This is a genomic window from Stenotrophomonas sp. NY11291, assembly GCF_023277365.1.
In the GTDB taxonomy this organism is placed as follows: Bacteria; Pseudomonadota; Gammaproteobacteria; order Xanthomonadales; family Xanthomonadaceae; genus Stenotrophomonas; species Stenotrophomonas geniculata.
The window spans coordinates 4,239,642-4,260,862 of record NZ_CP096975.1 but is presented as its reverse complement, the minus strand read 5'-3'; the positions used below and the strand labels follow the sequence as shown (position 1 = coordinate 4,260,862).

Annotated in this window: 19 protein-coding genes; 14 read left to right on the top strand and 5 right to left on the bottom strand. The window is 66.9% G+C overall.

What is annotated here, in order from left to right:
* Nucleotides 1-46: 46 nt before the first annotated feature.
* Complete coding sequence (smeF, locus tag M1L61_RS19810) at nt 47-1,447, top strand: multidrug efflux RND transporter outer membrane subunit SmeF (protein ID WP_248853985.1); 1,401 nt, start codon at nt 47-49, stop codon at nt 1,445-1,447.
* A gap of 143 nt (nt 1,448-1,590) precedes the next feature.
* Here the strand turns inward: smeF and M1L61_RS19805 are convergent, their stop codons facing one another.
* The 4 genes from M1L61_RS19805 to M1L61_RS19790 form a co-directional block, all read right to left on the bottom strand.
* Complete coding sequence (locus M1L61_RS19805) at nt 1,591-2,013, bottom strand: low affinity iron permease family protein (RefSeq protein ID WP_032129005.1); 423 nt, start codon at nt 2,011-2,013, stop codon at nt 1,591-1,593.
* A gap of 67 nt (nt 2,014-2,080) precedes the next feature.
* Nucleotides 2,081-2,416, bottom strand: coding sequence for a hypothetical protein (locus M1L61_RS19800; RefSeq protein ID WP_005411085.1), 336 nt, complete (start codon nt 2,414-2,416; stop codon nt 2,081-2,083).
* A gap of 75 nt (nt 2,417-2,491) precedes the next feature.
* Nucleotides 2,492-2,752 carry a hypothetical protein gene (locus tag M1L61_RS19795; protein ID WP_010481405.1) on the bottom strand — a complete coding sequence of 87 codons (261 nt, stop codon included), beginning with the start codon at nt 2,750-2,752 and terminating at the stop codon, nt 2,492-2,494.
* A 198-nt stretch (nt 2,753-2,950) separates the two neighbouring features.
* Nucleotides 2,951-3,403, bottom strand: coding sequence for a nucleoside deaminase (locus tag M1L61_RS19790; protein WP_005411083.1), 453 nt, complete (start codon nt 3,401-3,403; stop codon nt 2,951-2,953).
* 80 nt (nt 3,404-3,483) lie between these two features.
* Here M1L61_RS19790 and ubiE point away from each other — a divergent pair, with 80 nt between their 5' ends.
* From ubiE to M1L61_RS19770, 4 genes are all read left to right on the top strand, one after another.
* Nucleotides 3,484-4,245: a bifunctional demethylmenaquinone methyltransferase/2-methoxy-6-polyprenyl-1,4-benzoquinol methylase UbiE gene (ubiE, locus tag M1L61_RS19785; protein ID WP_005411082.1), complete on the top strand. Its 762-nt coding sequence runs from the start codon at nt 3,484-3,486 to the stop codon at nt 4,243-4,245.
* A 246-nt stretch (nt 4,246-4,491) separates the two neighbouring features.
* Nucleotides 4,492-6,420 (top strand): M1 family metallopeptidase, encoded by a 1,929-nt coding sequence (locus M1L61_RS19780; protein WP_248853984.1) that lies wholly within the window; start codon nt 4,492-4,494, stop codon nt 6,418-6,420.
* 124 nt (nt 6,421-6,544) lie between these two features.
* Nucleotides 6,545-7,276 carry a hypothetical protein gene (locus M1L61_RS19775; RefSeq protein WP_109814554.1) on the top strand — a complete coding sequence of 244 codons (732 nt, stop codon included), beginning with the start codon at nt 6,545-6,547 and terminating at the stop codon, nt 7,274-7,276.
* Nucleotides 7,276-7,899, top strand: coding sequence for an HAD family hydrolase (locus M1L61_RS19770; RefSeq protein WP_010481411.1), 624 nt, complete (start codon nt 7,276-7,278; stop codon nt 7,897-7,899). Before M1L61_RS19775 ends, M1L61_RS19770 begins: the two co-directional genes overlap by 1 nt.
* Before the next feature lie 186 nt (nt 7,900-8,085).
* On the opposite strand, the gene M1L61_RS19765 is transcribed toward M1L61_RS19770, so the two are convergent.
* Nucleotides 8,086-9,024 carry a carbohydrate kinase family protein gene (locus tag M1L61_RS19765; protein ID WP_248853983.1) on the bottom strand — a complete coding sequence of 313 codons (939 nt, stop codon included), beginning with the start codon at nt 9,022-9,024 and terminating at the stop codon, nt 8,086-8,088.
* A 283-nt stretch (nt 9,025-9,307) separates the two neighbouring features.
* On the opposite strand from M1L61_RS19765, the gene M1L61_RS19760 reads away from it, so the two are divergent.
* The 9 genes from M1L61_RS19760 (at nt 9,308) to M1L61_RS19720 (ending at nt 21,173) form a co-directional block, all read left to right on the top strand.
* Entirely contained in the window at nt 9,308-10,354 is a 1,047-nt protein-coding gene (locus M1L61_RS19760; RefSeq protein WP_005419402.1) for a rod shape-determining protein, read from the top strand.
* 121 nt (nt 10,355-10,475) lie between these two features.
* Nucleotides 10,476-11,576 (top strand): rod shape-determining protein MreC, encoded by a 1,101-nt coding sequence (gene mreC / locus M1L61_RS19755; RefSeq protein ID WP_248853982.1) that lies wholly within the window; start codon nt 10,476-10,478, stop codon nt 11,574-11,576.
* Complete coding sequence (mreD, locus tag M1L61_RS19750) at nt 11,573-12,058, top strand: rod shape-determining protein MreD (RefSeq protein ID WP_010481414.1); 486 nt, start codon at nt 11,573-11,575, stop codon at nt 12,056-12,058. Before mreC ends, mreD begins: the two co-directional genes overlap by 4 nt.
* 3 nt (nt 12,059-12,061) lie before the next feature.
* Nucleotides 12,062-14,140 carry a penicillin-binding protein 2 gene (gene mrdA, locus M1L61_RS19745; RefSeq protein ID WP_235650879.1) on the top strand — a complete coding sequence of 693 codons (2,079 nt, stop codon included), beginning with the start codon at nt 12,062-12,064 and terminating at the stop codon, nt 14,138-14,140.
* Complete coding sequence (gene rodA, locus M1L61_RS19740; RefSeq protein WP_049413298.1) at nt 14,137-15,249, top strand: rod shape-determining protein RodA; 1,113 nt, start codon at nt 14,137-14,139, stop codon at nt 15,247-15,249. The genes mrdA and rodA (M1L61_RS19740) overlap by 4 nt, the downstream gene beginning before the upstream one ends.
* 101 nt (nt 15,250-15,350) lie before the next feature.
* Nucleotides 15,351-16,445 (top strand): rod shape-determining protein RodA, encoded by a 1,095-nt coding sequence (gene rodA, locus M1L61_RS19735; RefSeq protein ID WP_171954641.1) that lies wholly within the window; start codon nt 15,351-15,353, stop codon nt 16,443-16,445.
* A 990-nt stretch (nt 16,446-17,435) separates the two neighbouring features.
* Nucleotides 17,436-18,581 carry a lytic murein transglycosylase B gene (gene mltB / locus M1L61_RS19730; RefSeq protein WP_217014244.1) on the top strand — a complete coding sequence of 382 codons (1,146 nt, stop codon included), beginning with the start codon at nt 17,436-17,438 and terminating at the stop codon, nt 18,579-18,581.
* Nucleotides 18,578-19,855, top strand: coding sequence for a septal ring lytic transglycosylase RlpA family protein (locus tag M1L61_RS19725; protein ID WP_248853981.1), 1,278 nt, complete (start codon nt 18,578-18,580; stop codon nt 19,853-19,855). Before mltB ends, M1L61_RS19725 begins: the two co-directional genes overlap by 4 nt.
* Nucleotides 19,856-19,955: 100 nt before the next feature.
* Nucleotides 19,956-21,173, top strand: coding sequence for a D-alanyl-D-alanine carboxypeptidase family protein (locus tag M1L61_RS19720; RefSeq protein ID WP_054172521.1), 1,218 nt, complete (start codon nt 19,956-19,958; stop codon nt 21,171-21,173).
* Nucleotides 21,174-21,221: the final 48 nt, after the last annotated feature.

Here is a 21,221-nt window from a genome sequence, read left to right as displayed (position 1 = left end):
GTGCCGGCCGCTGGCCGGCACTACCTCCTGCCATCCGGCAGTACCGATGGAAGTCATTCCCATGAAAAGTGCATCCCTGTTCCTTTCCATTGCCGGCGTGCTCACGCTCGCTGGCTGCTCCACTCTGGTGCCGAAGAACACCGCTGTCGCTCCGGCGATTCCGGCGCAGTGGCCGGCCGAGGCCGCGCAGGGCGAGGTGGCCGATGTCGCCGCCGTCGGCTGGCGCGACTTCTTCACCGATGTGCGCCTGCAGCAGGTGATCGACCAGTCGCTGCAGAACAACCGCGACCTGCGCGTGGCCGTACTCAACGTTGAACGCGCGCGCGGCCAGTACCGCGTGCAACGTGCCGACCGCGTGCCCGGCGTGGCTGTCACCGGCCAGATGGATCGCCGAGGCACCGACGCGGGCGTCACCGAGCAGTTCACCGCCGGTGTCGGCGTGGCCGAGTTCGAGCTGGACCTGTTCGGCCGAGTGCGCAACCTCAGCGAAGCGGCACTGCAACAGTACTTCGCCGTGGCCGCCAACCGCCGTAACGCGCAGCTGAGTCTGGTGGCCGAGACCGCGACTGCGTGGCTGACCTATGGTGCCGATGCGCAGCAGCTGAAGATCGCCGAGGCCACGCTGAAGACCTACGAGGATTCGCTGCGCCTGGCCGAGGCCCGCCACGAACGTGGTGGCAGTTCGGCGCTGGAGCTGACCCAGACCCGTACCCTGGTCGAGACCGCACGTACGGACGCTGCACGCCTGCGTGGCCAGCTGGCCCAGGACCGCAATGCGCTGGCGCTGCTGGCCGGTGGCCAGCTGGATCCGGCACTGCTGCCGGACAGCATCGAACCGCAGCTGCTTGCACTGGCCCCGCCGCCGGCCGGCCTGCCCAGCGACGTGCTGCTGCAGCGCCCGGACATCATGGCCGCCGAACACCAGCTGCTGGCCGCAAACGCCAACATCGGTGCGGCACGCGCAGCGTTCTTCCCGAGCATCTCGCTGACCGGCAGCATCGGCAGTGGTTCGAACGAACTGTCCAACCTGTTCGACAGTGGCACCCGTGTATGGAGTTTCCTGCCGAAGATCACCCTGCCGATCTTCCAGGGCGGCAAGCTGCGCGCCAACCTGGCCATCGCCAACGCAGATCGTGATATCGCTCTGGCGCAGTACGAGAAGTCGATCCAGGTCGGCTTCCGCGAAACCGCCGATGCGCTGGCATTGAATGTCAGCCTGGACGAGCAGGTGAGTTCACAGCAGCGCCTGGTGGACGCGGCCGAACAGGCCAACCGCCTGTCGCAGGCCCGCTACGACGCGGGGCTGGACAGCTTCGTCACCCTGCTTGATGCGCGGCGTACCGCCTACAACGCGCAGCAGACCCAGCTGCAGGCCCAGCTGGCGCAACAGGCCAACCGCATCACCCTGTACAAGGTGCTGGGTGGCGGCTGGCACGAGCGCGGGTAGTCCGCGCTTCCGGTAGGTGCCAACCTTGGTTGGCACGGATGCGTCAGCGCTGGTGGCTGGCCCTGTGCCAACGAAGGTTGGCACCTGCCTTGATGATCGATGGTAGTGCCGGCCGCTGGCCGGCATTGTCATTTCCGAACCTGCTACACCGCTTCATCGTCGCGCCGCGCTGCATGGCAGGCGCGCACCCGCGCCAGCGCGTCGCCGGCTTCGCGTGCCATCTGCTCGTACTCGCGACGGATCTCTTCCAGCCGCTCTTCGTCCAGTTCTTCCAGATCCAACAGTTCGTTGTTGGCTTCGGCTGTCGCCCGGATCAGCTCGTCCAGCTTGATCTGCATCGCGGCGGTATCCGCGTTCTGCGTGTGCTGGATCAGGAACACCATCAGGAAGGTGATGATGGTGGTGCCGGTGTTGATCACCAGCTGCCAGGTGTCGTTGAAACCGAACACCGGGCCACTGATGCCCCAGATCACCACGATCGCTACTGCGGCCAGGAAGGTCCACGGCGAGCCGGTGGCGGCCGCGGCCTTCTTGGCGATCGTATTGAACAGGTTGCGTGCTTTCATCGTCGTCGTCCCACTCAGGTGACGAGGATGATCGGCAGTGGCCCGTGCAGGCGCCGTGCAGCGGCGGTCAGGCGCGCATGCGCTGCAGGCGCGGTGCCTGCAGGCTGCGCACCGGACTGCTCTGGTAGACGTGCTGCCAGCAACGGTCGACGAACTCGCGGGCCTGTGCTTCGCTCAGTCGCGGCATGATCTGCAGGGCGTACTGGGTCTGGAACATCTCGTCACGTTCGGCCTCGCTGGCGCGCGGCTGGGTGATCAGCGAATCGCAGGCAAACTTGATCCACGGCACGTACGAGCCGAACGAGTTGTGCGGCAGTGCGCCTTCGGCATGTTGGCGGCGCCAGTGATCCAGCTCGGCGTCAACGTTGATGACCGGAGGAATGGTGGGGACTTCAGCGTGCATGACAATCCAGTTCGGTTGAGTGGAAAGGGAGTGGGGGTTCATCGGAGTGTGGCGTATGTGGCGGTGCATGCCGCGTCAGCGCGATGTGGAGCTGGCGTTGGCATGTCCGATCAACTGCGCACGCTCGACGGCACCGAGATCTTCGGCGATGTCGGCCATCGCATTGCACAGGCGCTCGTGGTCGAGCGGGTGGCCGCGCACCAGCTCCAGCTGCAGGCCCTGGTAGGCAGTCCAGAACAGTGCGCCACGCTGGTGCAGTGCGTACTGCTGCTGCAGGCGCTTGCGGATGGCGTCGAGGATCGGGTCAGGCGTAGGTCGTACGGCGTGCGCGCACATGGCTGGCTCCGCCGGGGAAAGAAGTCCCGGTAACCCCACCCTAGGCGCGGCAGCCGTGCGGGGTGTTATCGCAGCGTGTGCACGTTGCGCAGCTGACTGTGCACGGGTTCACGGCAATGGCCGCAAACGCTGCCGGCACTAGGGCGTGCCGGCACTGAAGCGTTCATTAAACGGGTTCAACAGGACACTGCGTGGTGATCATTCACCGATGTCTTCGTTCCAGATCTCCGGGTGCTGCGCAATGAAGCCGCCCAGCAGGTCCACGCATTCCTGGCTGTCCAGGTCGATCACGTTGACGCCATTCTCCCGCAACCAGTCGATGCCGCCCTGGAAGGTGCGCGATTCGCCCACCACCACGGTGCCGATGTTGAACTGGCGCACCAGGCCCGAGCAGTACCAGCACGGTGCCAGGGTGGTGACCATGATCGTGTCCTGGTAGCGGCGCTGGCGGCCGGCCTTGCGGAACGCATCGGTTTCGCCGTGCACCGACGGGTCGCCTTCCTGCACGCGGCGGTTATGGCCGCAGCCGAGCAGGCGGCCGTCGTTGTGGTACAGCGCCGCGCCGATCGGCACGCCGCCTTCGGCCAGGCCCTGGCGGGCTTCGGCGATGGCGGTCTGCAGCAGGGCCTGGTAGTCGGGCGTGGTGATCATGCGGGGCTCCGGTAAGTCGTGGCCCGCCATGATACGGGCAGGGGGTGCCGCTGGCCCCCGGCGGTGCGATAATCGGGGCCATGAGCGAATCCCCCTACAAAGCCGGTACCACCCATTTCGGGTTCCGCGACGTCGCCGCCAAGGACAAGCAGAAGCTGGTCGGCCAGGTATTCACCTCGGTCGCGCGCAACTACGACCTGATGAACGACCTGATGAGCCTGGGCGTGCACCGGGCGTGGAAGCGCTACTACGTGGCGACCGCGCAGGTGAAGCCGGGCGACCGCGTGCTCGACCTGGCGGGCGGCACCGGCGACATCGCCGCCCTGCTGAAGGAGCGCGTCGGCGCCGAGGGCTCGGTGGTGCTGGGCGACATCAACGCCGGCATGCTGTCGGTCGGCCGCGACCGCCTGACCAACCGCGGCCTGGTGCTCGGCCTGGACTACGTGCAGTGCAACGCCGAAGCCCTGCCGTTCCCGGACAACAGCTTCGACCTGGTCACCATCGCCTTCGGCCTGCGCAACGTCACCGACAAGGACGCCGGCCTGCGCGAGATGTACCGCGTGCTGAAGGTGGGCGGCCAGGCCCGCGTGCTGGAGTTCTCCGAAGTCACCGCGGACTGGTTCAAGCCGATCTACGACTTCCACTCGTTCAAGATCCTGCCCAAGCTGGGCAAGTTGTTCGCCAATGATTCGGACAGCTACCAGTACCTGGCCGAGAGCATCCGCAAGCACCCGCCGCAGGATGAACTGAAGGCGATGATGGGGCAGGCCGGTTTCGAGCGCTGCCACTACAAGAACCTGACCGGCGGCATCGTTTCGATCCACTCCGGCTACAAGCTGTAAGCCTTGCCCTGGTGGGTGCCAACCCTGGTTGGCACTCGGCCGCTGCGGTCATCCGCTCTGGTAGGTGCCGACCTTGGTCGGCACGGGCCTGCCACATGCGATGAAAGATTCGTGCCAACCAAGGTTGGCACCTACCCGGGGCGCAGCCGCAGGATCGGCCTTGGCCGCATTACCCCGCACCGCGCAACGCCTGCCGGGCCGGAGGGAGGTACCATTGGGGTTTGATCCCCGTAACGGTCCCGATTCATGCGTAATCCGCTGATGCTCCTTCCGCTGGCCGTGGCCCTGGCCGCCGGCTGCTCCCAGGAGGCGGCCGCGCCCGCCGCCGCCCCGACTGCCACAAAGGCCCCTGCCGCCCCCGTGAACGCCGAGAACCGCAGCCACGACGAAAGCTCGTACGCCGAGCCGGACAAGGTCGCCATCAAGGACATCGCACTGGATCTGAAGCTGGACTTCGACCAGAAGCAGATCGGCGGCACCGCCACCTACACCCTGGAATGGAAGCAGAAGGACGCCAAGCAGCTGGTGCTCGACACCCGCGAGCTGACCGTGTCCAAGGTTGAGGCCGTTGCCGCCGATGGCGCGCGCAGCCCGCTGAAGTTCGAGCTGGCCGCCGCTGACAAGGTGTTCGGCAGCAAGCTGACCATCGAGGCTCCGGAACAGCCGGCCAAGGTGGAAGTGACCTATCACACCGCGCCGACCGCCTCGGGCCTGCAGTGGCTGGCACCGTCGATGACCGAGGGCAAGAAGCTGCCCTTCATGTTCAGCCAGTCGCAGGCGATCCACGCCCGTTCCTGGGTGCCGCTGCAGGACACCCCGAGCGTTCGCTTTACCTACAGCGCGCACGTGGTCTCGCGCCCGGACGTGATGGTGCTGATGAGCGCCGACAACGATCCGAAGGCCGCGCGTGACGGTGACTACACCTTCAAGATGCCGCAGCCGATTCCGTCCTACCTGCTGGCCATCGCCGCCGGCGACCTGGTGTTCGAGCCGATCTCCGGCCGCTCCGGCGTCTGGGCCGAGCCGACCATGGTCAACAAGGCCGCCAAGGAATTCGAAGACACCGAGAAGATGATCGGTGCCGCCGAGAAGCTGTACGGCGAATACCGCTGGGGCCGCTACGACATGCTGGTGCTGCCGCCGTCGTTCCCGTTCGGCGGCATGGAAAACCCGCGCCTGACCTTCGCCACCCCGACCGTAATCGTCGGCGACAAGTCGTTGGTCTCGCTGGTCGCCCACGAACTGGCGCACAGCTGGTCGGGCAACCTGGTGACCAACGCCAGCTGGAAGGACATCTGGCTCAATGAAGGCTTCACCACCTACGTCCAGAGCCGCATCACCGAAGCCCTGTACGGCAAGGAAATGGCCGAGATGGAGAAGCAGATCGACCAGACCGACCTGCTGGCCGAAGTGAAGGACATGAGCCCGGCTGACCAGGCACTGGCGCTGCCGCCGCTGAACGAGCGTGATCCCGACGAAGCGCTCAGCCAGGTCGCCTACGTCAAGGGTGCGTGGTTCCTGGAATTCCTGGAGCAGCGCTTCGGCCGCGAGACCTTCGATCCGTTCCTGCGCGGCTGGTTCGATGACCACGCCTTCCAGAGCGCGAACACCGACCAGTTCGTCGCGTACATGAAGAAGAACCTGCTGCCGAAGAATCCCTCGGCCGTGACCGAGGCCGAACTGAAGGCGTGGCTGGACGAGCCGGGCATTCCGGCGTTCGCTGCCAAGGCGCAGTCGCGCAACTTCAGCAGCGTCGATACCGCGCGCATCGCCTTCGCCAGCGCCGGCACCGTGCCGAGCAGCCAGGTCATCGCCGACTGGAGCACGCAGGAATGGGTGCGCTTCATCGACGGCCTGGGTGCGACCCAGCCGCTGGACAAGCTGGCCACGCTGGACAAGGCCTTCCACTTCACTGGCACCCCGAATGGCGAGATCGCCATGCGCTGGTACCCGCTGGCGATCCGCAGCGGCTACGAGCAGGCCAATGAAGGCGCGGCGGCATTCATCGAGCGCGTCGGCCGTCGCAAGCTGATCCTGCCGATCTACGCCGAACTGGTGAAGACCCCGAAGGGGCTGGAGCTGGCCAAGCAGGCCTTCGAAAAGGCCAAGCCGGGCTACCACCCGATCACCACTGCCTCGGTCCAGGACATGCTGGCCAAGGCTGAAGCCAAGTAAGAAAACGCGCCGGGCATCCCCCGGCGCTTTTTTTGTAGAGTCGAGCCATGCTCGACGGCTGTTGGACGGCCAGTCGAGCATGGCTCGACTCTACAGAATCGCGAAAACACGAAGGACCTCCGCCATGAAACGACTGATCCTGCTCACCGCCTGCACCCTGGCCCTGGCTGCCTGCAGCAACCCCGAGGAAGAGCGCAAGGCGCAGGAAGCCGCCGCAGCCGCCGTGCAGGCGCAGAAGGAGGCCAAGGCCGAAGACGTGGCCAAGCAGTACGACATGGCCGTGGCCGCGCAGGACTGGGAGCGCGCGCGCCTGCATGGTGCCTCGCTGCTGGACCAGTACAAGGACACCGCGGCCGCCGAGCGCATCGCCGCAGGCTTCGACGCGGTCAAGGCCAAGGGCGATGCCGCGCGCGACCTGCGCCGCATGCAGGCGCTGTGGCAGTACAACCAGATCCCGGTGGGCAACAAGGGCAACCAGGTTTCGGCGCAGATCTACAGCAAGGAACGGGTGGACGTGGATGGCAGCGGCGCCAAGCCGGTGCAGCTGGTGTTCCGCGATCATCCGGAGTGGAAGCGGCATGCGTATCTGGTACTGCAGGCCGGCGATTTCCGTTGCCCGCAGTGCACGGTGAAAGTAACCGTGGACGACGGCAAGCCGATTTCCATGGCGGCGTGGCGTCCGAAGACCGATGAAGCCATTGCCCTGTTCATCACCGACCAGAAGGCGCTGTGGAAGCTGGCGCGCAAGGGCAAGTCGATCAGCATCGAGTTCCCGGTCAAGGCCGGTGGCACCCGCACCGCTGTGTTCGAAACCGGTGGCGTCGACGCCAGCCGCATGCCGCAGTGGTGGCAGTGATGGTTGCGGCGGGCAGCGCAGTGCACGCGTTGTCCGCGATCCGGCACTGGGTGTTCGACATGGATGGCACGCTGACCGTCGCCGTGCATGATTTCGCCGCGATCCGCCGCGCGCTGGAGATCGCGGCCGAGGAAGACATCCTTGACCATATTGCGGCGTTGCCGGACGCACCGGCGCAGGCCAAGCGCGAGTGGCTGCTGGATCATGAGCGCGCGCTGGCCGAGGACGCACTGCCGGCACCGGGTGCGCTGAAGCTGCTGCGCGCGTTGTCGGCGGCAGGCTGCCGGCTCGGCATCCTGACCCGCAATGATCATGCGCTGGCGAAGCTGACGTTGGACGCGATCGGGGTCGGGGCGTTGTTCGACGATGCCGACATCATCGGCCGCGATGAAGCGGTGCCCAAACCCTCACCGGATGGCCTGCAGCAGCATCTGCGGCGTTGGGGGATCGGGGCTGCGGAGGCGGTGATGGTCGGTGACCACGCCTACGACCTGGAGTGCGGCCGTGCGGCCGGCGCCCATACCGTGCTGGTCAACCTGCCGGAAAACCCATGGCCGGGCCGTGCCGACTGGCATTTCGCTGATTGCCGCGCCTTGCTGGCTGCCTGGCAGGGCGCTTGCTGATGTAGAGCCGAGCCCACGCTCGGCTGCTCTCCTCCGGTCGGATCGCGCTGGCGCGCGCAAGCCGAGCATGGCTCGGCTCTACAGAGAGCAGGCCACGTGTCGGTCGGAGGTTCCGGTAGTGCCGGCCGCTGGCCGGCAGTGTCGACCAAGGTCGACACCCACCGATCAGATGTGCGGGCAGTTCGGTTACGCGCTCAGCGCGTAACCGAACTGCTGCTTGAACTGCTCGTTGAACTCATCGAAGGTGAAGCGCTGGTTCTGCGTGCCCGGGTGCTCGACCTTCAGCGCGCCCATCAGGTTGCCCATGCGGCCGATGGTCAGCCAGTCGTAGCCCTTCTGGATGCCGTAGATCAGGCCGGCGCGGAAGGCGTCGCCACAGCCGGTCGGGTCGACCACGCGGCGCTCGTGCGCCGGCGGGATGTCGTAGCTCTTTCCCGGGGTGTGGATGACCGCGCCCTTCGGGCCGCGGGTGGTGATGTAGGCCTTGACCCGGCTGACGATCTCTTTCTCGTCCCAGCCGGTGCGTTCCTGCAGCAGGTTCGACTCGTAGTCGTTGACCACCACGTAGTCGGCCTGCTCGATGAACTCGCGCAGTTCCGGGCCGTTGAACAGCGGCATGGCCTGGCCCGGGTCGAAGATGAACGGGATGCCGTCTTCGTGGAATTCCTGCGCGTTCTGGATCATGCCTTCGCGGCCGTCCGGGCCGACCAGGCCCAGGGTCACGCCCGGTACGCCACGCACGTGGTTTTCGTAGGAACGCATCATCGCGCCCGGGTGGAAGGCGGTGATCTGGTTGTTGTCGTGATCGGTGGTGATGAACGCCTGCGGGGTGAACAGCTCATCGATCACGCGCACGCGCGACAGGTCGATGCCCAGGCCTTCGAAGTACTCACGGTACGGGCCAAAGTCCGAACCCACGGTGCCCATCGGGATCGGCTGGCCGCCCAGCAGGTGCAGGTTGTAGGCGATGTTGCCGGCGCAGCCGCCGAACTCACGGCGCATGCGCGGGACCAGGAAGGACACGTTCAGGATGTGCACCTTGTCCGGCAGGATGTGATTCTTGAACTGGTCCGGGAACACCATGATGGTGTCGAAGGCAAGAGAACCACAGATCAGAGCGGACATCGATGTAAGCCTATGCGGTGAATTTTGGGGTGGGCCGGCCCGGTTCGGCGGGCAAGCAAACGGCGCCCTTGGGCGCCCGACGGCGCAAAGGTTACCCGCTGGTGCCGCTCAGGGCCAGAACCGGGTGAGACCCGATCAGGCCGAAAGCCTGTGAAGACGCGGGTTCAGCTAGTTTTTTCCTTGCTCGGCGGCAGGCGGGTTGCTAGGCTTGTCGGCCTCGATTTCTGCCCATTTTTTCGCCATCCCGCGGCGGGCACGACACCCCTCAGGACTCCTTCCTCAGATGTTCAAGAAACTCCGTGGCATGTTCTCCAACGACCTGTCCATCGACCTGGGCACGGCCAACACCCTCATCTACGTGCGCGGGCAGGGGATCGTACTGAACGAGCCATCGGTCGTGGCCGTGCGCCAGGACCGTGCCATCGGTGGCACCCGCTCGGTGGCAGCCGTAGGCGCCGAAGCCAAGCAGATGCTGGGCCGTACCCCGGGCCACATCACCACCATCCGCCCGATGAAGGACGGCGTCATCGCCGACTTCACCTATACCGAGGCGATGCTCAAGCACTTCATCAAGAAGGTGCACAAATCGCGCGTGCTGCGCCCGAGCCCGCGCGTGCTGGTCTGCGTGCCGGCCGGCTCGACCCAGGTCGAGCGCCGCGCGATCAAGGAATCGGCCGAGGAAGCCGGTGCCCGTGACGTGTTCCTGATCGAAGAACCGATGGCGGCCGCGATCGGCGCCGGCATGCCGGTCACTGAAGCGCGTGGCTCGATGGTCATCGACATCGGCGGCGGCACCACCGAAGTGGCGGTGATCTCGCTCAACGGCATCGTCTACTCGGCGTCGGTCCGCATCGGTGGCGACCGCTTCGACGAGTCGATCACCAACTACGTGCGCCGCAACCACGGCATGCTGATCGGTGAAGCCACCGCTGAGCGCATCAAGGTCGAGCTGGGCTGTGCCTACCCGCAGGCGGAAGTGATCGAGATGGAAATCTCCGGCCGCAACCTCGCCGAGGGCGTGCCGAAGATGATCAAGATCAGCTCCAACGAGGTGCTTGAAGCCCTGCACGAGCCGCTGTCGGGCATCGTCAGCGCGGTCAAGCTGGCGCTGGAACAGACCCCGCCGGAACTGTGTGCCGACGTTGCCGAGCGCGGCATCGTGCTGACTGGTGGCGGCGCCCTGCTGCGTGACCTGGACCGCCTGATTTCCGAGGAAACCGGCCTGCACGTGCAGGTGGCGGACGATCCGCTGACCTGCGTGGCCCGCGGCGGTGGCCGTGCGCTGGAGCTGGTCGACATGCACGGCAACGAGTTCTTTGCGCCGGAATAAGCCGTCCCGGCTGCCTGCGCCCGCAGCGCCCCTCCGGGGTGCGGCCCACCACGAGGGTGGGCCGGCACCGGCGGGGCGCCCGCGTGTTCCCCTTCCGCCTTCTGCCAATTGAATCGTTGCCGTGCCGCCCTACGCCGGACCTCCCGTTGCTTCCCGATCCGGTGATGCCGCCAGCCCGCTGCGTCTGCTGGCTTATCTGGCACTGGCCATCACTCTGATCGTGCTTGACGACCAGGCCGGCTGGCTCGCGCACCTGCGCGGGCAGGCCAACAGCCTGGTGCAGCCGGTATGGGCACTGGCTGGCCTGCCGGGCAAGCTCGGCAACCAGGTCAAGGACTCGGCGGCCAGCCATGGCCAGCTGGTCAACGAGAACCGTGAACTGCGCAACCAGCTGTTGCTGGCCAACGCGCGCCTGACCCGCCTGCAGACCGCCGCGCTGGACAACGCCCAGCTGCGCGAACTGCTGAACGTGGCCGAGCGCAGTGGCCTGGACGTGCAGCTGGCGCCGATCCTGGATATCGACCTTGACCCGGTGAAGCAGCGCCTGGTGCTCGACGCCGGCAGCCGCGAAGGCGTGCACGTCGGCCAGGCGGTGATCGATGCCGGCGGCCTGATGGGCCAGGTGATCAGCGTCACCGGCGGTACCTCCACCGTGCTGCTGCTGACCGACCCCGACCATGCCGTGCCGGTGACCGTGGCCCGCAACGGCGTGCGCCTGATCGTCTACGGCCGCGGCGACAAGCTGGAACTGCGCGACATCCCGCTCAGCGCCGGCGTGGAAGTGGGCGATGAGATCGTTACCTCCGGCCTCGGCGGTCGTTTCCCGGCCGGCTTCCCGGTCGGCACCATCACCGGCCTGCGCCCGGACGACACCCATGCCTTCCTGTTGGGCGAACTGAAGCCGGCCGCACAGCTTGATCGCGGCCGCGACGTGCTTCTGCTGCGCCCGGGTGCAGCGATCCGCATTCCGCCGGAACTGCGCCTGCAGCTGGAAGAAACCGCCCCGGGTGGCCCGGCCAGCACCGCTGCCGCGCCGGCGGGAGCCGCGCCTGCTGCAACCACGCCGGCCACCACAACGCCGGCAACGCCTGCACCGGCTGTGGGCCGATCATCCGCTCCGTCTGCGACGCCGACGGTGGCCCCCGCATCCTCGCTTGATCCTGCTGCTCCGGTAGTGCCGGCCGCTGGCCGGCAACCGACCACGCCGGAGGCCCAGCGATGAGCCGCCTGCGCGACAATCCGTGGGTGCTGCCGGCCAGCCTGGTGGTGGCGCTGCTGCTGGGCCTGCTGCCGTTGCCGGCGCTGCTGCAGCCACTGCGCCCGTACTGGCTGGCGCTGGTGCTGGCGTATTGGGTGATCGAGACACCCGAGCGGGTCGGCCTGGGCATCGCTTTCGCCAGCGGCGTCATCGCCGACCTGCTGTACGGCGGCGTGCTCGGCGAACAGGCGCTGCGGCTGGTGATGCTGGCCTTCATCCTGCAGCGTTTCCGCGCCCGCATCCGCTTCTTCCCGATGTCGCAGCAGATGCTGGCCATCGGCGGCCTGCTGTTCAACGATCGCATCGTCAGCGCCCTGGTGCACATCCTGGTGGGTGAACCCACCCTGCCGTGGTCGTACTGGTGGGCGCCGCTGCTGGGCATGGGCCTGTGGCCGCTGGTGTTCGTGCTGCTGGATGCGGTGCGCTTCGGCAAGCGCGGGCGCTGAGCCATGATCCCGCGCCGCCAGGTCAAGAATCCGCACGCCGAAGCCGAACAGTTCCGCCGCCGCGCGGCGCTGGGTTTCCTGGGCGTGCTGGTCTGCCTGCTGGGACTGGGCGGCTGGTACTTCAAGCTGCAGGTGCTGGACCACGACGTCTACGCCACGCGCTCGGAAGCCAACCGCATCAAGCCGCGGCCGGTAGTGCCCGGGCGCGGCATGATCTACGACCGCAACGGTCGCCTGCTGGCCGAGAACGTGCCGGCGTTCCGCCTGGACGTGACCCCGGACAAGGTCAAGGACATGGACGCCACCCTGGAAGGGCTGGCGAAGATCATCAGCATCAGCCCGGAAGAGCTGGAAGCGTTCAACAAGTCGCGCAAGGCGCGCCGCAAGTTCCTGCCGGTCACGCTGAAGCTGCGCATGAGCGACGAGGAGATGGCGCGCTTCGCCGTCGACCGCTGGCGCTTCCCCGGCGTCGAGCTGGAGCCCTACCTGACCCGGCGCTACCCGTATGGCGACCTGTTCGCGCACATCATCGGCTACGTCGGCCGTGTCGACGACAAGGATCTGGAGATCCTCGGCGAAGGCAACGCCGCGCTGACCCACATCGGCAAGTCCGGCCTGGAGCGCTATTACGAGCAGCAGCTGCGCGGCAAGGTCGGCTACGAGCAGGTCGAGACCAACGTGCAGGGCCGTGCCATCCGCACCATCGGCCGCGTTGCCGCGCAGTCCGGCGCCGACCTGCGGCTGTCGATCGACGCCGACCTGCAGCGCGCCATGGTGGCCGCGTTCGGCGACCAGGAAGGCTCGGCCGTGGCGATGGACCCGCGTACCGGCGAAGTGCTGGCGATGGTCAGCCTGCCGTCGTACGACCCCAACCTGTTCGTCAACGGTATCTCGCATGCCGATTTCAAGGCGCTGAACGACAACCCGTCGCGGCCGCAGTTCAACCGCCTGGTGCTCGGTGGCGTCGCGCCCGGTTCCACGCTCAAGCCGCTGATCGGCCTGGCCGGCCTGGATTCGGGTGTACGCCGCCCGGAAGACAAGGTGTTGTCCACCGGCATGTTCTATCTGCCCGGCACCTCGCGTGGCTGGGGTGACTCGCACCGCGGTGGCCACGGCTGGACCGACCTGCGCAAATCCATCGCGCAGTCGGTCAACACCTACTACTACAAGCTGGCGCTGGACCTGGGCATCGAGCGCTTCGACCATTACATGGAGTACTACGGCTTCGGCCAGCCGACCGGTATCGACCTGACCGGCGAGATCGGCGGCATCCTGCCGTCGCCGGCCTACAAGCGGAAGAGCCGCAAGGAGGCCTGGTATCCGGGCGATACAGTCAACATCAGCATCGGCCAGGGTGACTGGAAGGTCACCCCGCTGCAGCTGGCGCGGGGTGTCAGTGGGCTGGCCAACGGGCAGCTGCGCACGCCCCATCTGGTGATCCAGCAGCGTGCGGGGTTCGACCATGACTGGATGGCGACCGACCCGGGCGAAAGCAAACCGGTCAGCCCGAACCCGAACAATCTGCAGGCGGTGCGCGAAGGCATGATGGCCACCATGCTGCCTGGCGGCAGCGCGGCCCGCATGGCCGCCGGCGCGCCGTATACGATGGCCGGCAAGACCGGTACCGCGCAGGTCGTCAGCCGCAAGGGCACGGCCGCGGTGAATCCGAAGAGCCTGCCGATGCACCTGCGCCACCGCGCGCTGTTCGTCGGTTTCGCGCCGGTCGACCAGCCGGTGATCGCGCTGGCGATCGCGGTGGAGGGCGGCGGCTACGGCGGTGCGGCGGCTGCGCCGATCGCACGCAAGGTGTTCGACGCCTATCTGCTGGGCAAGATGCCTGAAGGCATGCAGCCGCTGGACAGCGAGCGCGGCACCACCGCCATCGGTGCCACCGCGTTCGACAACGAAGATGTGGGCGCGCGCCAGGCCGGTGACCTTGCTGCGGCACAGCTGGGCGAGCACCCGGTGCTGGTCGGCGTGCCCGCGCCGGAACCGGCGCCCGCACCGCCGCAGCCGGGGGCGCCGGCTGCTGCCGCGCTGCCGGCCACGTCACGCCCTACCGCCGCGGAGCCCGCACGATGAGAGTGTTCCTGCGTTGGGCCGGCGACATGCTGCGCCGCTTCTTCAGCACGCTGGACTGGGTGCTGTGCCTGGCTTTGGCCGCGCTGATGGTGATCGGCCTGGCCACGCTGAAGAGTGCTGGTGGCGACGGCCTGGTGATGGCCCAGGGCGCGCGCTTCGCAGTGGGCATGGCCGCGCTGTGGGGCATCTCGCGGGTGCCGATCCTGCGCATCCGCTCGGCCACGCCGATGATCTATGCGATCTCGATGATCCCGTTGCTGGCGGTGTTCGTGCTGGGCACCGGCAAATACGGCCGGCAGTGGCTGGACCTGAAGTTCTTCTACCTGCAGCCGGCCGAGCTGCTGAAGGTCAGCCTGCCGATGATGGTGGCCTGGTACCTGCACAAGATGCCGTTGCCGCCGCGCTTCAACACCGTGCTCGTGGCCCTGGTCATCATCGGCGTGCCCACCGGCCTGGTGATGCTGCAGCCGGACTTCGGCACCGGTGTGCTGATCGCCGCCAGCGGCGTGTTCGTGCTGCTGCTGGCAGGCCTGCCGTGGTGGTGGGTCGGCCTGGGCGTGGGCGGCGTGGCAGCGGTTGCGCCGGTGGCCTGGTTCTGGCTGCTGCGGCCGTATCAGAAGGACCGCATCATGATGTTCCTGGACCCGGAGATGGATGCGCTGGGGGCCGGCTGGAACATCATCCAGTCGAAGATCGCGATCGGTTCCGGCGGCTTCGATGGCAAGGGCTGGGGCGAAGGCTCGCAGTCGCACCTGAACTTCATTCCCGAGCAGACCACCGACTTTGCGTTCTCGGTGCTGAGCGAGGAATTCGGCTGGATCGGCGTGGCCACCGTGCTGGCGCTGTACCTGGTGGTGATCGGGCGTTGCCTGTGGATTGCCAGCCAGTCGCGCGATTCGTACTCGCGCCTGCTGGCCGGCGCTACCGGACTGGCGTTCTTCGTCTATGTACTGGTGAACGGCGGGATGATTTCCGGCCTGCTGCCGGTGGTGGGCGTGCCGATGCCGCTGATCAGCTACGGCGGTACCTCGGCGGTGTCACTGCTGGCCGGCTTCGGGTTGGTGATGGCCGTGCGCAGCCACAACCCGGTGCACGGCGGCTACGGGTAACACAGGCTGCGCGCTTCTGTAGAGTCGAGCATGGCTCGACTCTACAAACGCATGACCACCATGACAGCTTCACGCAAGCACCCGTTGTTACCGTGCTGCGCGTGGAATGGAAACGACTGCTTGGCGGCTGCCGTGAGGCGGTGCGCACGATCGACCTGCCGTTGCTGGTCGCGTTGTTGATCCTGATGGGCGCGGGCCTGGCGGTGCTGCACAGCGTGTCCGGGCCAGTGACCGGGCAGGCGGCGCGCTTTGCCGGTGGCCTGGTGGCGATGTGGTTGCTGTCGCGTGTTTCGCTGCTGCGCCTGCGCGCGTGGACACCGGCGTTGTATGCGCTGTCGATGCTGCCGCTGATGGCGGTGTATGTGATCGGCACCGGCAAGTACGGGCAGCGCTGGCTCAACCTGGGCGTCTTCTACCTGCAGCCGTCGGAGCTGCTCAAGCTCAGCCTGCCGTTGATGATGGCCTGGTACCTGCACAGGCAGCCGTTGCCGCCCTCGCCACGCACGGTGCTGACGGCCGCAGTGTTGATCGGCGTTCCTGCCGTGCTGATCCTGATGCAGCCGAACCTCGGCACCGCCACCTTGGTCACTGCTAGCGGGGTGTTCGCGTTGCTGCTGGCCGGCCTGCACTGGGGCTGGGTGGCAACGGGCGCGGCGGGGCTGGCGGTGGCCGCACCGCTGGCGTGGTTCGGGCTGTTGCGGCAGTACCAGAAGGATCGCGTACTGACCTTCCTCGACCCGGCGGCAGATCCGCTCGGCACCGGCTGGAACATCCTGCAGTCACGCATCGCGATCGGTTCCGGTGGCTGGCAGGGGCGTGGCTGGGGGCAGGGCACGCAGGCCACGCTGGATTTCCTGCCCGAGTACACCACCGACTTCGCGTTCTCGGTGCTGGCCGAGGAATTCGGCTGGATCGGTGTGGCGACGCTGTTCGCGCTGTACCTGTTCGTGGTCGGACGCTGCCTGTGGATCGCAGTGCACGCACGCGACACGCATGCAAGGTTGCTGGCCGGCAGCCTGGGGTTGGCGTTCTTCGTCTATGTACTGGTCAATGGTGGAATGATTTCCGGCCTGCTGCCGGTGGTGGGCATCCCGATGCCGTTGATCAGCTATGGCGGGACATCGGCGGTCTCGTTGCTGGCCGGCATCGGACTGGTGATGGCGGTGCGTGGGCACCGGCCCGTGCACGGGGGATAGGGTTTCCAGCCAACGGCGCAGCCCCTCGTGGATGACCGCGCAAAGCAGTTCATGGGTGGGGCCGGGTAGATGGGCCGCGCAGGGGACGCTGCAAGTACATCCATGTAAGCTCGGTCGCCGCATCCATGCGGCTCACGCCCCTGCGCAGCCCATCTACCCGGCCACGGACAGGTTCCGTGCGCGTCTCCCACGGAGAAGAAAAAGAAGATCAAAAGCAAAGGCGACCTGGCGGGTGGCTTCATTGCCTTGTGTAGAGCCGATCCATGCTCGGCTCACGAGCAAGCGCAGCGTCGCGATCCGCTTTTGATCTTCTTTTTCTTCTCCGTGGGTGGCAGACCTCCGAAATCTGTCAGAGGCCGGTCGGGTTGGGTACGCGGGGGTGTCAGCCGCATGGATGCGGCTGCCAAGCCTCCAGGGACGGATTCACGGCGTCCCCCGCGTACCCAACCCGACCGGCCCACCCGCGGCTTCTCCTTTCCGCGACCACCCAGACACCACCCACGAGGGGGCTGCGCCGTTGGCTGGAAACTTCCTGACTCTGCGCAACGCCCGTTGTGGAAGCGTTCTCACAACGATGCACGGCAGCACACCCGCTGACCAAAGTCCGGAAAAAACGTTATCTGGTTCACACTTTTACAGCGCGTTGATCTTGATCAATGGACTTGTCGTAATCGGCCTGCACAATGGCGGCCCGTTCGGCACGGCGCGCCGTCAATCGTTGCAGCGCGAGGGGGCGTCGGGCGGGAGCAGTACTGATCCAACGGATACAAGGAGCGCGGGGTACTGCCACTGGGGAGCGGCAGCCGCGCGGGTATCGACCGGATCCGGTTGCCGGTTGCGTCTGCGGGGATGGGGACGCAACCGGCCACCTCTAACTGAATGGGGAAGCGCGATCACGACGCCTTCACATTTCCCGCTGAACGCGGGCAAATCGTTGTGATTCATGGTGTTAGGGGTTTTAATTCATCCATGACCTGCTAACCTGCGACGATGATTCGACGCACTCTGGCCTGCATGCTCACCCTCGGCCTGGTCGCCTGCGCGACCCAGCCGAAGTCCCCACCGTCTTCGCCCCAGGCCAGCAGCACGCCGCGCCAACCCGCCGCCAAAACCCATGGCCCGGCCGAGGCCGCGCCCGAAGCCGCCGCTGCCACCGCGCCGCCGGTCGATCTCACTCCGGTGCCGTTCGAGGTCGCACGGGCCCGCTTCATTGCCGATACCGCCAAGCGCTATGGCCTGAAGCCGGAGCAGATCAGCAGCGTGCTCGACCAGGCGCAGGTGCGCCAGCCGATCATCGCCGCGATGTCGCGCCCGGCCGAACGGGTCAAGCCGTGGAACGAATACCGGCCGATGTTCATCAGCAAGGCCCGCATTGATGGCGGCCGCGCGTTCCTGGCCCAGCATCGCGCCGAACTGGATCGCGTGCAGCAGCGCACTGGTGTGCCGGCCGAGGTGATCGTGGCGATCATCGGTGTGGAAACCAGCTACGGAAAGAATGCCGGCAGCCATCGCGTGCTCGATGCGCTGTACACGCTGGCCTTCTATTACCCGCGCAGCGGCGACCCGGCCAAGCTGGAACGCGAAGTGCGCCGCGAGCTGTTCTTCCGCGATGAACTGGCCAAGCTGTTTGAGCTCGGCCGCGAGGAAAAGCTGGACATCACCACGCTCAAGGGCAGCTACGCCGGTGCGATGGGCATGGGCCAGTTCATGCCCTCCAGCTACCTGGATTACGCGGTGGACGGCAACGGCGATGGTCGCCGTGACCTGTTCACCAGCTACGACGACGTGTTTTCCTCCATCGCCAACTACTTCGTGAAGAAGGGCGGTTGGGTGCGCGGCGGCCAGGTCGCCGTGCCGGCCACGCTGGCCACTGGCCGCGAAGAGTTCAACCCGACCGAGTGGATGCCCACCTGGTCGCTGTCCGATCTGGCCCAGCGCGGCTACCAGCCCAGCGCACCGGTGCAGCCCGGCGCCACCGCCACCCCGATCACGCTTGAAGGCAGCACCGGCAAGCAGTACTGGCTGGGCTTCCAGAACTACTACGCGATCACCCGTTACAACCTCTCGAAGATGTACGCGATGGCCGTGTTCCAGTTGTCGCAGGCCATTGCCGGACAGGAGCTGCCCCCGGCATGAACATCAGATGGCTGGTCCCTGGATTGATCGTCCTCGCGCTGGCCGCCTGCAGCAGCGCGCCGAAGAAGCCGGCGACCGCCGGCCACGGTGGCAAGTCGAGCGGCACGCTGGTGCAGGGGCGCGGCTCGCGCCCGGCACACTGCCCGGAAGGCTCGCCCTACGCGGCGGCCAAGGAAGACCTGAGTACCCGCGGCAACTACACCGCCGGTGGTCTGTACAAGCCGGGCGTGCGTGACAGCACCCCGGATTACATTCCGAACGTGGCCTGCATTCCCGAACCGGAAGTGACCGCCGAAGAACGCTCGGCGATCGGCAACAAGACGCCTTATGTGGTGCTGGGCAAGTCGTACAAAGTGCTTGATGACACCCGCAACTATGTCGAGCGCGGCACCGCGTCGTACTACGGCGCCAAGTTCCACGGCCGCCTGACCTCGAACCGTGAGGTCTACGACATGTACCAGTTCACCGCCGCGCACAAGACGCTGCCGCTGCCCAGCTTCGCCCGCGTGACCAACCTCGACAACGGCGAGTCGGTGATCGTGCGCGTCAACGATCGCGGCCCGTTCCATGATGGCCGCGTGGTCGATCTCAGCTACGCCGCCGCCGTGCGCCTGGGCATCACCCAGCGCGGTACCGGCAATGTCGAGGTGCGCGCGCTGCAGCCGGGCGAGGGCAACCTGCTGGCGCAGAAGCCCTCGCGCCGCGAACGTCGTGCTGCCGAAGCGGCCGCAACCACCGCCGTGGCCAGCGCGCGCCCGGCGCCAGCCGCACGCGCCAACGTCGACAGCGACATCGATCGCCTGGTCAAGCGCCTGCCGGGAGACAGCATGCCTGCGCGTGGCCAGCCGGCCACCACCCAGGGCGTGGCCAGCACCGTGCCGGATGTGGCGGTCAGCAGCCTGCCGCCGAGCGCGCCGCCGGTGCGCAGCACGGTGCCCGCTCCAGCTGTCGTGGCCAGCGCCACTCCGCGCGCGGTGGCGCCGGCACCGGTGCGCAGCGCATCGACCACGCCGGCCGCACCCAGCCTGTCGCAGCAGGTGGTGGGCGCGGTGATGGTGCAGGTCGCCAGCTTCTCCAGCCGTGACAACGCCAACCGCGCGATGGGCCAGCTCAACGCCGCCGGCATCGTCGGCGCGACCATCAGTGACATCGCTGCCGGTGGCCGCACCCTGTTCCGCCTGCGCGTTCCCGCCAGCGACCATGCCAGTGCTGCGGAACTTGCCGGCCGCATCGCCGGTCTGGGCCTGGGTTCGCCGCAGATCGTCAAGGATTGATCCGCCCGGGCCGGTGCTGCCGGCCCATGCTCCCCCGGCCTTACAATGGCCGTTACGTTCCACCCTCCATTCCCGGCCGTCCCCTGGAGCCTGCTGTCCAATGAATTTCCGTTCCGCCGCCACCGCCCTGGCCGCCACCCTGGTGGTGGGCCTGGCTTCCGCCCAGACGCCGCTGCCGACCCCGGCCACGCCGACGCCTGCCGCCGCTGCCGCCCCGGCCACTGTTGCCACTCCGCCGGCGCCCGCGCCCAGCGTGTCCAAGGCCTGGGTGCTGATGGATTACGCCACCGGCCAGGTGCTGGCCGGTGAAAACATCAACGAACAGCTGGCTCCGGCCAGCATCACCAAGGTGATGACGTCCTACGTGATCGCCGCCGAGGTCAAGAACGGCAAGGTCCGTGCGGATGACCAGGTGATGATGAGCGAGCGCGCCTGGCGCGAAGGTGGCGCCGGTACCGATGGCAGCTACAGCGGCTTCCCGGTCAACCAGACCGCGCGCCTGGAAGACATGGAAAAAGGCATGGCGATCCAGTCCGGCAACGACGCCGCGATCGCCCTGGCCGAACACGTGGCTGGCAGCGAGGAGGCCTTTGCTTCGCTGATGAACAGCTATGCCGCCAAGATCGGCATGAAGAATTCGCACTTCGTGAACGCCCATGGCCTGACCGCTCCGGGTCACCACAGCAGCGCCTACGATCTGGCACTGCTGGGCCGCGCGATGGTGCGCGATTACCCGGAAACCTACGCGTACAACAAGATCAAGGAATTCCAGGTCGGCAACATCAAGCAGCCGAACCGCAACCTGCTGCTGTGGCGCGATGGCAGTGTGGACGGCATCAAGACCGGTCACACCTCGGAAGCCGGTTACTGCCTGATGAGCTCGGCCCAGCGTGGTGACCAGCGTCTGGTGGCCGTGGTGCTGGGCGGCCAGTCGGAAAAGCAGCGTGCCGATGACAGCCTGGCGCTGTTGAACTGGGGCTTCCGCTTCTTCGAGACCCACCGCCTGTACGAACCGGGCAAGGCCGTAGCCGAGCACAAGGTCTGGAAGGGTACGACCGACAAGGTGCAGCTGGGCGTGGCGCAGCCGATGCTGGTGAGCGTGCCGCGCGGCCGCTACAACGACCTGAAGCCGAGCATCGATGTGCCCAAGACCCTGGAAGCACCGTTCACCGCCGGCCAGCAGATCGGCACTGTGAAGGTGATGCTGGATGGCAAGCTGGTGGCTGAAGCGCCGCTGGTGGCGGTGGCTGCCGTTGAACAGGCCGGCTTCTTCAAGCGCCTGTGGGACAGCTTCTGGATGTGGTGGGAATCGGAATGATCCACGCCCCGGCGTGGTGAAGGAAAAGGCCGGCGAATGCCGGCCTTT

What these genes read in the sequence shown, in the direction of transcription:
- smeF (WP_248853985.1), top strand. Translation starts at nt 47, where the DNA reads ATGGAAGTCATTCCCATGAAAAGTGCATCCCTGTTCCTTTCCATTGCC.
- M1L61_RS19805 (WP_032129005.1), bottom strand. Translation starts at nt 2,013, where the DNA reads ATGAAAGCACGCAACCTGTTCAATACGATCGCCAAGAAGGCCGCGGCC.
- M1L61_RS19800 (WP_005411085.1), bottom strand. Translation starts at nt 2,416, where the DNA reads ATGCACGCTGAAGTCCCCACCATTCCTCCGGTCATCAACGTTGACGCC.
- M1L61_RS19795 (WP_010481405.1), bottom strand. Translation starts at nt 2,752, where the DNA reads ATGTGCGCGCACGCCGTACGACCTACGCCTGACCCGATCCTCGACGCC.
- M1L61_RS19790 (WP_005411083.1), bottom strand. Translation starts at nt 3,403, where the DNA reads ATGATCACCACGCCCGACTACCAGGCCCTGCTGCAGACCGCCATCGCC.
- ubiE (WP_005411082.1), top strand. Translation starts at nt 3,484, where the DNA reads ATGAGCGAATCCCCCTACAAAGCCGGTACCACCCATTTCGGGTTCCGC.
- M1L61_RS19780 (WP_248853984.1), top strand. Translation starts at nt 4,492, where the DNA reads ATGCGTAATCCGCTGATGCTCCTTCCGCTGGCCGTGGCCCTGGCCGCC.
- M1L61_RS19775 (WP_109814554.1), top strand. Translation starts at nt 6,545, where the DNA reads ATGAAACGACTGATCCTGCTCACCGCCTGCACCCTGGCCCTGGCTGCC.
- M1L61_RS19770 (WP_010481411.1), top strand. Translation starts at nt 7,276, where the DNA reads ATGGTTGCGGCGGGCAGCGCAGTGCACGCGTTGTCCGCGATCCGGCAC.
- M1L61_RS19765 (WP_248853983.1), bottom strand. Translation starts at nt 9,024, where the DNA reads ATGTCCGCTCTGATCTGTGGTTCTCTTGCCTTCGACACCATCATGGTG.
- M1L61_RS19760 (WP_005419402.1), top strand. Translation starts at nt 9,308, where the DNA reads ATGTTCAAGAAACTCCGTGGCATGTTCTCCAACGACCTGTCCATCGAC.
- mreD (WP_010481414.1), top strand. Translation starts at nt 11,573, where the DNA reads ATGAGCCGCCTGCGCGACAATCCGTGGGTGCTGCCGGCCAGCCTGGTG.
- mrdA (WP_235650879.1), top strand. Translation starts at nt 12,062, where the DNA reads ATGATCCCGCGCCGCCAGGTCAAGAATCCGCACGCCGAAGCCGAACAG.
- rodA (WP_049413298.1), top strand. Translation starts at nt 14,137, where the DNA reads ATGAGAGTGTTCCTGCGTTGGGCCGGCGACATGCTGCGCCGCTTCTTC.
- mltB (WP_217014244.1), top strand. Translation starts at nt 17,436, where the DNA reads ATGATTCGACGCACTCTGGCCTGCATGCTCACCCTCGGCCTGGTCGCC.
- M1L61_RS19725 (WP_248853981.1), top strand. Translation starts at nt 18,578, where the DNA reads ATGAACATCAGATGGCTGGTCCCTGGATTGATCGTCCTCGCGCTGGCC.
- M1L61_RS19720 (WP_054172521.1), top strand. Translation starts at nt 19,956, where the DNA reads ATGAATTTCCGTTCCGCCGCCACCGCCCTGGCCGCCACCCTGGTGGTG.